The sequence below is a fragment of the Stenotrophomonas sp. GW821-FHT01H02A genome, assembly GCF_059422145.1.
In genome coordinates, this window is sequence record NZ_JBWKWI010000001.1 from 161938 (window position 1) to 173690 (window position 11753).

The window sequence follows — 11753 nt, forward strand, 5'->3', positions numbered from 1 at the left end:
GTGGGGCCGATCGCCGCTTGGACGCGGCACGAAAAAGGGCGACGCAGATGCGTCGCCCTTTTTGCGTTTCAGCGATGCCCGAAGGAATCAGCTGGCGCGACCGCCACCCTGGCTGCGGCCGCCACCGCCACGGCGCTGGCCCTGCGGCTGGCCACTGCGCGGTGCACCGCGACCGGCGCCATCACGCTGGCCGCCACCGGCCTTCTTCGGGCCGGCATGGGCGTGGCGCGGGGCCTCGCTGTGCGGACGACGCGCGTGCTTGCGCGGCGAACGGTCGCCACCCGGCACTTCGGTCTTGCCCGGCGCGCTGTTGCCCCAGCGGATCGGGGTCTGCGGCTCGAAGCCCGGCACGTCGCGGATGTCCATGTCCTTGTCGAGCAGGCGCACGATCTGGCGCAGCAGCTTGGCTTCGTCCTGCGCGACCAGCGAAATCGCCTGGCCGGTCGAGCCGTTACGGCCGGTACGACCGATGCGGTGCACGTAATCCTCGGCCACCATCGGCAGGTCATAGTTGATGACCTTCGGCAGCTCGTTGATGTCGATGCCGCGCGCGGCGATGTCGGTGGCGACCAGCACGGTCACGCGGCCGGCCTTGAAATCACCCAGCGCACGCAGGCGCTGGCCCTGGCTCTTGTTGCCGTGGATCGCCGCGGTCTTGATGCCGGACTTGTCCAGGAACATGGCCAGCTTGTCGCAGCCGTGCTTGGTACGGCCGAACACCAGGGTCTGCTCACGGCTGTCCTGTGCCAGCAGGTGCAGCAGCAGTTCGCGCTTGCGCGCACCATCGACCGGATGCACGCGGTGGGTGATGGTCTCGGCGACGGTGTTCTTCGGGGTCACCTGGATCTGCGCCGGGTCGCGCATGAACTCCAGGGCCAGCTGCTTGATGCTCTCTTCGAACGTGGCCGAGAACAGCAGGGTCTGGCGGTTCTGACGCGGCAGCTTGGCGAGGATCTTCTTGATCGACGGCAGGAAGCCCATGTCGAGCATGCGGTCGGCTTCGTCCAGGACCAGGATCTCGATGCCGGACAGGTCGACGCTGCGACGCTCGATGTGATCGATCAGGCGGCCCGGGCAGGCGACCAGCAGGTCCACGCCACGGCGCAGCACGTCGAACTGGTTGCCCATGCCGACGCCGCCGTAGATGCAGGCGCTGGGAATACGCAGGTACTTGCTGTAGCCGCGCAGGCTGTCATGCACCTGGGTGGCCAGCTCGCGGGTCGGGGCGAGCACCAGGGCACGCGGCTTGCGCGGGCCGTTGACGGCCTGCGGGTTGGTGCCCAGGTGCTGCAGCAGCGGCAGGCCGAACGCGGCCGTCTTGCCGGTACCGGTCTGTGCGCCGGCCAGCAGGTCGCGGCCTTCCAGGGCGAGCGGGATGGCCTGCTCCTGGATCGGGGTCGGGGTGTCGTAGCCCTGCTCGGTCAACGCGCGCAGCAGGAACGGGGCAAGGCCCAAGGATTCAAAAGACATCGGGTGGAAGCTCCAAAGACAAAGTAACGCCAGGCCGAATGGCCGGACGCGAGGCAGATCAATGTGATCGGCTGACTCGGAGCGTTCCCGTGAACCGCGCTGCGAGAATTGGGTGCAGTCGACGCGGTGCGAAGACTGGAATGCATGACGAATGGCGTCGGAGTGGGGGCGGGCGACGGATCGTTGATCCATATCGCCGGCGATCCCGAAGGGAAACGGACGGCCGCTGCAGACCCGGATAGTCTAACGGATGTTTGAGACCCATACCAAATCCCCCTGTTCAGTTTGCGGGGAGGGGGCCGAGCGGTAGCGCCGCCCAATGCGTGGCTGCTCCTGCGCGCAGGCAATGCATTACGGTAAGGCAATGCGGCGGCGCAGCTGGTCGGCCCGTCAACCATTTGATTACACTTGAAACCTATTTTCGCGATCCCGGATACCCACCCATGAAGCTTGGTTCTTTGAAGGAAGGCGGCCGCGACGGCACCCTGATCGTGGTCTCGCGCGATCTGCGCCACGGCGTGCGCGCCACCGGCATCGCCGCGACCCTGCAGCAGGCGCTGGAAGACTGGAGCCACCTGGCCCCGCGCCTGAACGCCCTGTACGAATCGCTGAACGACGGCGACGCCGATGGCGTGTTCGACATCGACCTGCAGGCGCTGGCCGCGCCGCTGCCGCGTTCCTACGAGTTCGTCGACGGCAGTGCCTACCTGCCGCACGTGGCCCGCGTGCGCCGCGCCCGTGGCGCCGAAGTGCCGGAGAGCTTCTACACCGATCCGCTGATGTACCAGGCCACCAGCGCCGGCTTCTACGGCCCGCGCGATGCGGTCAAGGTGGTCAGCGAGGAGTACGGCATCGACCTGGAAGCCGAGCTGGTGGTGATCACCGATGACGTGCCGATGGCGGTGACCCCGGAGCAGGCCGCCGGCCACATCCAGCTGATCGGCCTGGTCAACGACGTCTCGCTGCGCAATCTGATCCCGGGCGAACTGGCCAAGGGTTTCGGCTTCCTGCAGTCCAAGCCGCGTTCGGCGCTGTCGCCGGTGTTCGTCACTCCGGATGAGCTGGGTGACGCTTGGCAGGACAGCAAGGTCCATCTGCCGCTGGTCACGCATATCAATGGCAGCTGGTTCGGTGCGCCGGAAGCGGGGGTGGACATGCAGTTCAACTTCGCCCAGCTGGTCGCGCATGCGGCCAGGACCCGCCCGCTGGGCGCCGGTGCGATCGTCGGCTCGGGCACCATCGCCAACGAGGACACCAGCAAGGGCGCCTCCTGCTTCGCCGAACAGCGCACCGTGGAAACCCTGCGCGACGGCAAGCCGAGCACGCCGTTCATGTCCTTCGGTGACGTGGTGCGGATCGAGATGTTCGATGCGGCCGGCGAAAGCATCTTCGGTGCGATCGAACAGCGCATCGAGCAGGCGGCCAAGCCCTGAGCACCGGCCCGGAGACCGCCGTGGAACCGATCGAACTCTTCAGTTACTGGCGGTCCAGCGCGGCCTACCGCGTGCGTATCGGGCTGAACCTCAAGGGGCTACCGCACCGGATCACCCCGGTGCACCTGGTCCGCGAGGGCGGTGAGCAGCACGGCGCGGCCTATGCCGCGCTCAACCCGCAGGAGCTGGTGCCGACACTGCGCCATGGCGATCGGGTGCTGCAACAGTCGATGGCGATCCTGGAATACCTCGACGAGGTGTTCCCGGCCCCGCCGCTGCTGCCCGGCGACGCCGAGGGCAGGGCGCGCGTGCGTGCGCTGGCCCAGCTGGTGGCCTGCGACATCCACCCGCTCAACAACCTGCGGGTGATGCAGTACCTGGAGCGCAGTCTGCAGGCCAGCGCCGAGCTGCGCACGCAGTGGACGCTGCACTGGATGGCGGAGGGGTTCGCAGCGATGGAAACGCTGCTGGCCGGCCATGCAGCGACCGGCCGTTTCTGTCATGGCGACCAGCCTGGCCTGGCCGATGCCTGCCTGCTGCCGCAGCTGTACAACGCGCACCGGTTCGGCCTGGATCTGGCCCCGTATCCGACCGTGCAGCGGATCGAGGCGGCGTGCCTGGCCTTGCCGGCCTTCGATGCGGCGCGGCCCGAGAATCAGATCGACGCGGGCTGAATCGGCCCGCACCGACGGTTGGTCGATCAGAACCCGTGCGTGATCGCCGGTGCCGAGGCGGCCGAGTAATCCGCGTACGGATCATGCTCGTTGCCGCCCTCGGAGAGCCGGAACTTCAACGCCAGCCCATCGCGTGAGTCGGCCGCGCGCAGCGCTTCCTCCTGCTCGATGATGCCGTTCTTGGCCATCCGGAACAGGCACTGGTCGAAGCTCTCCATGCCTTCTTCCAGCGAGGCTTCCATCGCCGCCTTGATCTCGTGCACCTGGCCGCGGCGCAGCAGGTCGCGGATCATCGGCGTGTTGATCAGCACTTCGGTGGCCGGCAGGCGGCGCCCGTCCTTGCCCTTGACCAGCCGCTGGGAAACGACCGCGCGCAGGTTCAGCGAGAGGTTCATCAGCACATTGCGGTGCGCGCTCTCGGGGAAGAAGTTGAGGATGCGCTCGATGGTCTGGTCGGCGTTGTTGGAGTGCAGGGTGGCCAGGCACAGATGGCCGGTTTCGGCGAACGCGATCGCCGCCTCCATGGTTTCCGCATCCAGGATTTCGCCGATCAGGATCACGTCGGGCGCTTCACGCATCGCGTTCTTCAACGCGTCGTGGAAGGTATGCGTGTCCAGCCCGACCTCGCGCTGGTTGACGATCGACATCTTGTGCTTGTGCAGGTACTCGATCGGGTCTTCGATGGTGAGGATGTGCCCGGTCGTGGTGCTGTTGCGGTGGTCGATCATCGAGGCCAGCGAGGTCGACTTGCCCGAGCCGGTCGAGCCGACCACCAGCACCAGCCCGCGCGGGGTCATGATGACGTCCTTGAGCACCTGCGGCAGGTTGAGCTCCTCGATGCTGGGGATCTTGCTGCGGATCGCCCGGATCACCATGCCGACCTCGCCGCGCTGCTTGAACACGTTGACGCGGAAGCGCCCGGCGTCCGGCAGGGCAATGGCCATGTTGAGCTCGAGCTCGCGCTCGAACTGCGGGGCCTGGCCTTCATCCATCAACGAGTAGGCGATCTTCTTGACCATCCCGGGCGGCAGCCCGGTATTGCCCAGCGGATAGAGTTTCCCCTCGATCTTGATGTATACCGGTGCTCCGGTCGTCAAGAACATGTCCGACGCGTTCTTTTCGGTCATCAGCTTCAGGAAATAGCCGATATCCATGCGAAATGTTTCCCCAACAATCAGCGGCTTGCCATTGCAAGCGCACCGCAGGCTTCCGACAATGGCCGCGCACACAACTCTGGCGACGGCACCCCCAATGAAACCTAGCTTCGCACAAATACGACGGGCCCTGTATGTGACGGTGTGCGCATTCGCGCTCTCTGGTGCCGCACAGGCGCAGGATGGCGCCCTGGAACTGATGCAGGCGCGGCAGGCGGTCGACAAGGCCACCCAGGCCGATGCCGACCAGTACGCCCCGGACCTGATCGCAGTGGCCCGCCAGGGCCTGGAGCAGGCCCAGCGCGCCGCCGGTGACCGCCGCGAGCGCAAGAACGCGCCGCTGCTGGCGGTCCGGGCCACGGTCGACGCCGACCTGGCCCGCGCCCGCAGCGAAGAAGCGACCGCCACCGCCCAGCTGCAGCTGCGCCGCAATGAAGTCACCCAGCTGCAGCGCCAGCTCGCCACCGGGGAAGACCGCTGATGATCTCCACCAAGATGCGCCTGCCCTGCCTCCTGCTGGCCGCCAGCCTCGGCCTGCCGCTGATGGTCCAGGCCGCCGATGACCCGGCCGTGGCCCAGCTCACCCAGCGTCTGATGGCGATCCAGGCCAACCCCGATGCCGCCCAGCTGGCCGCCTTCGAGCGCCTGCAGGCCCAGCAGGCCGTGGCCGACCTGGCCAAGGCCAAGCGCCGCGATCTGGACCAGGCCCGTTACCTGGCCGAGCGCCGGGTCGAGATCGCCGAGACCAGCGTGCGGGCCGCCCTGGCCCAGCGCGAGGTCGATCAGCTCGAGCGCACCCGCAGCGAGCTGCTGATCGAGGCCAGTCGCCGCGATGCCCAGCGTGCCCGCCAGGAAACCGAGCGCCTGCGCGTCCAGGCCCAGATCCAGGCCGAAGAAAGCGAACGCCTGCGCCAGGCGGCCGAACAGGAAGCCCTGGCCCGCCAGGATGCCGAAACCGCGCTGACCAGTGTGGTTGGCAAGCAGGCCGCGCGCCTCAGCGCGGCCCAGCAGAACGCGGCCAAGCTGGCCCGGGAAGAAGCGGAGCTGGTCTCGGGCAGCAAGCTGCCAGGGTCGAAGTTCGATGCACGGGGCGAAGTGTTCACGTTCAACGGCGACGCGTTCGCCGCCGGCAAGGGCAGCCTGTCCAGCGGTGCCAAGGGCCAGGCCAAGGCCTTGGCCGAGTACCTGAACATCGGCAAGAAGGGCCGGGTCCGGATCGAGGCCTATGACGCCGCGGCCGGGGTTGGCCAGCAACGCGCCGAGGCGTTGCGCGATGCCCTGGTGGCCGCCGGCGTCAGTGCCAGCCGGTTGCAGGTCAGCGGCAAGAAGGCCGCAGCGACCAAGGCCCGCTCGGCGGAGGTCATCATCGCCCCGTGATGCCGGGGTGGCCGGGCGTCATGGCCGGAGGTCATGACGCAACTGGTTGTTTTTGTTTAATTTCCGTTGTTCTGCGCGTTCAGCCTGAACCCCGCCTAGGCGGGGCCGACGATATCGTTTGAAAGGGTTGAACCGGTTCCGAAGCAAGCGTAGGGTCAGTTGTCCGGGTCGCCTTCCGCGGCCTGGACGATTGGAGGGCCGGCAATGCACCAGCGCCACGAATCACAGCAGTTGCAGGTCCAGTACGCACTGGACGACGCTGCGGGTTCGCAGGTCAGGGTTGCCCGGCACTCCGCCCCAGGCAGCGCCCCGTGCCGTCAGGCCGGGGCGTTATTGTTTCTGCAGAAGCGATAGGAGGTTCATCATGTTTGACGGTCAGCCCCAGAGCGATATCGACGCACGGCGCAAGCAGGACCCCGAATTCAAGGCGCTTTACGAACGGCACCAGAAGTTGAACAAGACGTGCATGGATGCCGAGCTGGGTGTGCTCCCGATAGACAGCCTCACCCTGGGACAGATGAAGCGTGAAAAGCTGCTGGCCAAGCAGAAACTGGAACGGATGTACGCCTCCCCCGTGCACTGATCCCCTTTACCGCCCTACGTCGCGGGCGGTTCCGGTCTCCTCGTCGACCGGTGCCGTCCGCGTCGCTCCGGGCATCTCCCGCAGCGGCAAACCGGCCGCAAGGTCGATGAACGCGGCAACCTGACTTTCGCCGCCAACCGTCGGATAATCACCGGTCCGGCCGCATTGCGGCGCGAATCGATGTGAACCGATGGCAATCCACTCCTCCGTACTCGAACTCATTGGCCAGACCCCGATCGTCAAGGCCCAGCGTCTGGATACCGGTGTCTGCGAGCTTTACCTGAAGCTCGAGAGTGCCAATCCCGGAGGATCGATCAAAGACCGCATCGGCCTGTCGATGATCGAAGCCGCCGAGCAGCGTGGCGAGCTCAAGCCGGGTGCGACCCTGGTCGAGGGCACCGCCGGCAACACCGGCCTGGGCCTGGCGCTGGTGGCCCAGCAGAAGGGCTACCAGCTGATCCTGGTCGTGCCGGACAAGATGAGCCGCGAGAAGATCTTCAACCTCAAGGCGATGGGTGCCGAAGTGCGCCTGACCCGTTCGGACGTGGCCAAGGGCCACCCGGAGTACTACCAGGACATGGCCAAGCGCGTGGCCGAGGAAACCCCCGGCGCGTACTTCATCAACCAGTTCGGCAACCCGGACAACCCGGCCGCGCACGAGTTCGGCACCGGTCCGGAAATCTTGGCCCAGATGGACGGCGACCTCGACGCGATCGTGTTCGGCTGTGGCAGCTCCGGCACCATGACCGGCCTGTCGCGCGCCTTCGCCACCCTGTCGCCGAAGACCGAGCTGGTCCTGGCCGACCCGGTCGGCTCGATCCTGGCCGAGTACATCAATGACGGGGTGCTCAACGACAAGTCGGGCAGCTGGCTGGTGGAAGGCATCGGCGAGGATTTCCTGCCCTCGATCGCCGATTTCAGCCGGGTCACCAAGGCCTACGCGATCAGCGATGCCGAGAGCTTCCACACCGCGCGCGAGCTGCTGGGCAAGGAAGGCATCCTCGGCGGCTCCTCGACCGGCACCCTGCTGGCCGCGGCGCTGAAGTACTGCAAGGAGCAGACCACCCCGAAGAAGGTGCTGGTGCTGGTCTGCGACACCGGCAACAAGTACCTGTCCAAGATGTACAACGACTACTGGATGCTGGACAACGGCTTCCTGGAACGCCCGCAGTCGGGCGACCTGCGCGACCTGATCCTGCGCCCGTATGGCCAGCGCGACACCGTCGTGATCGGCCCGAACGACCTGCTGACCACCGCCTACCAGCGCATGAAGCTGTACGACGTCTCGCAGCTGCCGGTGATGGATGGCGACCAGCTGGTGGGCATCGTGGATGAAAGCGACGTCCTGCTGCACGTCTACGGTGACGAAGCCCGCTTCCGCGACCCGGTCGCCACTGCGATGGTCAGCAAGCTGGACCGCCTGGACGTGAAATCCCCGATCGAGGCCCTGCTGCCGGTGTTCGACCGTGGCCAGGTCGCCATTGTCATGGATGGCGCCAACTTCCTCGGCCTGATCACCCGCATCGACCTGCTGAACTACCTGCGCCGCCGGGTACAGTAAGCCGTAGTGTCGCAATGAACCCATGTTTATCCGCGTCAACGGCCGATTAAGCCACCGCTGATAGACTTCCGCTCCTTTTGCGGGGCCCCCATGGGGGCTCCTCTTGCTGGGAAACAACATGTCCGATCACGCTTCTTCCGGGCACGGCGACCGCTCGCTCGCCCTGGCTACCCTGGCCATCCACGGCGGCCAATCGCCGGACCCGAGCACCGGCGCCGTGATGCCGCCGATCTATGCGACCTCCACCTACGCCCAGTCCAGCCCCGGTGAGCACCAGGGCTTCGAGTACTCGCGCACCCACAATCCCACCCGCTTCGCCTATGAGCGTTGCGTGGCCTCCCTGGAAGGCGGCAGCCGCGGCTACGCGTTCGCCTCGGGCATGGCCGCCAGCTCCACGGTGATGGAACTGCTGGACGCCGGCAGTCACGTGGTGGCGATGGATGACATCTATGGCGGCACCTTCCGCCTGTTCGAGCGCGTGCGTAAGCGCACCGCCGGCCTGCAGTTCAGCTTCGTCGACCTGACCGACCTGGGCGCTTTCGAGGCCGCGATCACCCCGCAGACCAAGATGGTCTGGATCGAAACCCCGACCAACCCGATGCTGAAGATCGTGGACATCGCGGCAGTGGCGGCCATCGCCAAGCGCCACGGGCTGCTGGTGGTGGTCGACAACACCTTCGCCTCGCCGATGCTGCAGCGTCCGCTGGAGCAGGGTGCGGACCTGGTCCTGCACTCGGCGACCAAGTACCTCAATGGGCACTCGGACATGGTCGGCGGCATGGTCGTGGTCGGCGACGACGCCGAACTGGCCGAGCAGATGACCTTCCTGCAGAACTCCATCGGCGCGGTCCAGGGCCCGTTCGACAGCTTCCTGGCCCTGCGCGGCCTGAAGACCCTGCCGCTGCGCATGAAGGCCCACTGCGCCAATGCGCTGGCCCTGGCCCAGTGGCTGGAAACGCATCCGGCCGTCGAGAAGGTCATCTACCCCGGCCTGACCTCGCACCCGCAGCACGCGCTGGCGACCCGCCAGATGAAGGGCTACGGCGGTATCGTCTCGATCGTCCTCAAGGGCGGTTTCCAGGCGGCCAAGCGCTTCTGCGAGAAGACCGAGCTGTTCACCCTGGCCGAATCGCTGGGGGGCGTGGAAAGTCTGGTCAACCATCCGGCGGTGATGACGCATGCCTCGATCCCGGTCGAGCGCCGCGAGAAGCTGGGCATCAGCGATGCACTGGTGCGGCTGAGCGTGGGGGTCGAGGAGCTGGGGGATCTGCAGGTGGATCTGGAGCGGGCCCTGGTGGAAGCAGCCTGATGATGGGGAGACGCATCGAATTGATGCTCAGCCTGACCGGCCGGGACATCAAGAAGAAGTACAAGGATTCGCTGCTGGGCGCGCTGTGGGGCGTGCTCGTGCCGCTGATCATGCTGGCGATCTATACGATCATCTTCAGCACGATCTTCAGTGCCAAGTGGAAGGGCATCGAGGTCCATACCAAGGTCGACTACGCCGTGCTGCTGTTCATCGGCTTGATCGTCTACAACTTTTTCGCCGAGTCGATCACCCGTGCGCCGACGGCGATCCTGAGTAACCCGAACCTGGTGAAAAAGGTGGTGTTTCCGCTGGAGGTGCTGCCTCCGGTCGTGGTGCTTTCGTCGCTTTACAATGCTGGCGTCGCCACGATCGCATTGATCGCGTTTCTGATCTTCAGCAGCTTCGGATTGCACTGGCAGATCATCCTGTTGCCGATCCTGATCATCCCCATGCTCGCGCTGACCATGGGCGTCACGTATCTGTTCGCATCGCTGGGGGTGTTCTTCCGCGACGTGGATCAACTTGCCGGCCTGCTGGCGCGCATTCTGCAATACCTCACTCCGGTTCTGTATCCGTCAATCATCTTTCCCGATGCGATCGGTAAGTGGATGCGGTTGAGTCCGTTGGCCGTGTATGTGGAACAGACCCGCGCGCTGATCGTTGCCGGCACGCTGCCGGATTGGGGCTTGTACAGCTGGGCGGTTGCTTGGTCGTTGGCCATCTTCTTCTTTGGTTATTGGTGGTTCCAGCGTACCCGGAGGGCTTTCGCTGATGTCGTCTGAAGATCTGGTCATTGATATCGAAAATGTCAGCAAAGTCTTCAACATTTTCGACAAGCCCTCCGACCGCCTGTTGCAGATGCTGTTGCCGCGTCTCGGCCGCGTCGTGCCCGGCAGCGGCAACTGGTCGTCCCGGCAACGTGGCCGTGAGTTCTGGGCGCTGCGCGATGTCAGCCTCAAGGTAAAGCGCGGTGATGCCGTGGGCATCATCGGGCGCAACGGCTCGGGGAAGTCCACGCTGCTGCAGATCATTGCCGGCACGTTGGCGCCAACCACCGGCAAGGCCCACGTCAATGGGCGCATCGCCGCCCTGCTGGAACTGGGCAGCGGATTCAATCCGGATTTCACTGGCCGCGAGAACGTCATCCTCAACGGCATGATCCTCGGACTGACCGAGCGTGAGGTCATGCAGCGTTTCGATGCGATCGCTGCCTTCGCCGACATCGGGGACTTCATTGAGCAGCCGGTACGCACGTACTCCAGCGGGATGATGCTGCGCCTGGCCTTCGCGGTGCAGACCCAGGTGGAGCCGGACATCCTGATCGTCGATGAAGCATTGGCAGTGGGTGACGCGCTGTTCCAGAAGCGCTGCTTCCAGCAGATGGAGGCGCTCAGGGCCAACGGGTGCACGCTGCTGCTGGTGTCACACGATCAGGAATCGATCCGGACCCTGACAGACCACGCGATCCTGCTTCGCGATGGTGTCGTGCGCGCGGCCGGTCCTTCGTCAGATGTAGTACTTGAGTACCGCAAGCAGCTACACGAGGACGAGCGCGATTATTACGCCTCGGTCAGCGCGCAACACCTGCAGCATTCTCAGAAGATCGTCGAGGCGCAGCAGCCGACCGAAGGGCTGGCGCATGACGCATCGCCGGTGCTGGGCGCACGCAGCGACAAGCTCTCCTTCGGTGACTATGACTGTGTCGTCGAGCGCGTCCGGATCTTCGATGAACGTGGCGAGGAGTGTGCCTATTTCCTGCCCGGCGAGCGTGTGGTCATCGAAGTTGTCGCGCGCCCCGTGCGTGACATGGACAAGCTCAACGTCAACATCCGTCTGCGCAACAAGGAAGGCGTCAAGCTTTATTCATGGGGCACCTTGAACCAGGACGTGACCCGCTGGGCGGAGCTCGGCCAGGCGACTCCCAGCGTATGGGGCACCACGTTCGCGGCCGACACTCCCTTCGTGATATCTTTTTCATTCGACTGCGCACTGGGCGTGAACTTTTACGAAATTCAGGTGTCCGTCTCCGAAGAGTTGGAGCGTTTCGGGGGTGCACAACGGATGTTGCATTGGCGCGATGAAGCGGCCTTCTTCCAGGTCGGCATGCGCCAGAAAGAATACTCCTTTGGCGGCGTCTGCGATCTGCGCATGCGCGCGGACATCGCCGATGCCCATCGATAGCGGAAGGTCCA

General features: G+C 65.4%; 11 protein-coding genes. 9 read left to right on the forward strand and 2 right to left on the reverse strand.

Annotation, left to right across the window (positions count from 1 at the left end; all coding sequences use genetic code 11):
* Nucleotides 1-87: 87 nt before the first annotated feature.
* Nucleotides 88-1470 (reverse strand): DEAD/DEAH box helicase, encoded by a 1383-nt coding sequence (locus tag AC07WC_RS00770; protein ID WP_495208365.1) that lies wholly within the window; start codon nucleotides 1468-1470, stop codon nucleotides 88-90.
* Nucleotides 1471-1913: 443 nt separating this feature from the next.
* Between AC07WC_RS00770 and AC07WC_RS00775 the strand changes: the two genes are divergently transcribed.
* A complete protein-coding gene (locus AC07WC_RS00775) occupies nucleotides 1914-2903 on the forward strand; it encodes a fumarylacetoacetate hydrolase family protein (RefSeq protein WP_495208366.1) in 990 nt (329 codons plus the stop codon).
* A 20-nt stretch (nucleotides 2904-2923) separates the two neighbouring features.
* A complete protein-coding gene (gene maiA / locus AC07WC_RS00780) occupies nucleotides 2924-3577 on the forward strand; it encodes a maleylacetoacetate isomerase (protein WP_495208367.1) in 654 nt (217 codons plus the stop codon).
* A gap of 26 nt (nucleotides 3578-3603) precedes the next feature.
* Here the strand turns inward: maiA and AC07WC_RS00785 are convergent, their stop codons facing one another.
* Nucleotides 3604-4731: a PilT/PilU family type 4a pilus ATPase gene (locus AC07WC_RS00785; protein WP_070471661.1), complete on the reverse strand. Its 1128-nt coding sequence runs from the start codon at nucleotides 4729-4731 to the stop codon at nucleotides 3604-3606.
* 97 nt (nucleotides 4732-4828) lie between these two features.
* On the opposite strand from AC07WC_RS00785, the gene AC07WC_RS00790 reads away from it, so the two are divergent.
* From AC07WC_RS00790 to AC07WC_RS00820, 7 genes are all read left to right on the forward strand, one after another.
* On the forward strand, nucleotides 4829-5212 hold the full coding sequence (locus AC07WC_RS00790; RefSeq protein ID WP_495208368.1) for a DUF4398 domain-containing protein: 384 nt from the start codon (nucleotides 4829-4831) through the stop codon (nucleotides 5210-5212).
* 14 nt (nucleotides 5213-5226) lie between these two features.
* The gene (locus AC07WC_RS00795; RefSeq protein WP_495208753.1) at nucleotides 5227-6108 is read left to right on the forward strand and encodes an OmpA family protein; all 882 of its coding nucleotides are present in this window, start codon (nucleotides 5227-5229) and stop codon (nucleotides 6106-6108) included.
* 364 nt (nucleotides 6109-6472) lie between these two features.
* A complete protein-coding gene (locus AC07WC_RS00800) occupies nucleotides 6473-6691 on the forward strand; it encodes an HP1242/YdcH family protein (protein ID WP_495208369.1) in 219 nt (72 codons plus the stop codon).
* A gap of 190 nt (nucleotides 6692-6881) precedes the next feature.
* The gene (locus tag AC07WC_RS00805; RefSeq protein ID WP_495208370.1) at nucleotides 6882-8252 is read left to right on the forward strand and encodes a pyridoxal-phosphate dependent enzyme; all 1371 of its coding nucleotides are present in this window, start codon (nucleotides 6882-6884) and stop codon (nucleotides 8250-8252) included.
* Between the two features lie 118 nt (nucleotides 8253-8370).
* Entirely contained in the window at nucleotides 8371-9561 is a 1191-nt protein-coding gene (locus AC07WC_RS00810) for a cystathionine gamma-synthase (RefSeq protein ID WP_495208371.1), read from the forward strand.
* Nucleotides 9562-9584: 23 nt separating this feature from the next.
* Nucleotides 9585-10343: an ABC transporter permease gene (locus tag AC07WC_RS00815; RefSeq protein ID WP_495208372.1), complete on the forward strand. Its 759-nt coding sequence runs from the start codon at nucleotides 9585-9587 to the stop codon at nucleotides 10341-10343.
* The gene (locus AC07WC_RS00820) at nucleotides 10264-11742 is read left to right on the forward strand and encodes an ABC transporter ATP-binding protein (RefSeq protein WP_495208373.1); all 1479 of its coding nucleotides are present in this window, start codon (nucleotides 10264-10266) and stop codon (nucleotides 11740-11742) included. The genes AC07WC_RS00815 and AC07WC_RS00820 overlap by 80 nt, the downstream gene beginning before the upstream one ends.
* The last annotated feature ends 11 nt before the right edge of the window (nucleotides 11743-11753 follow it).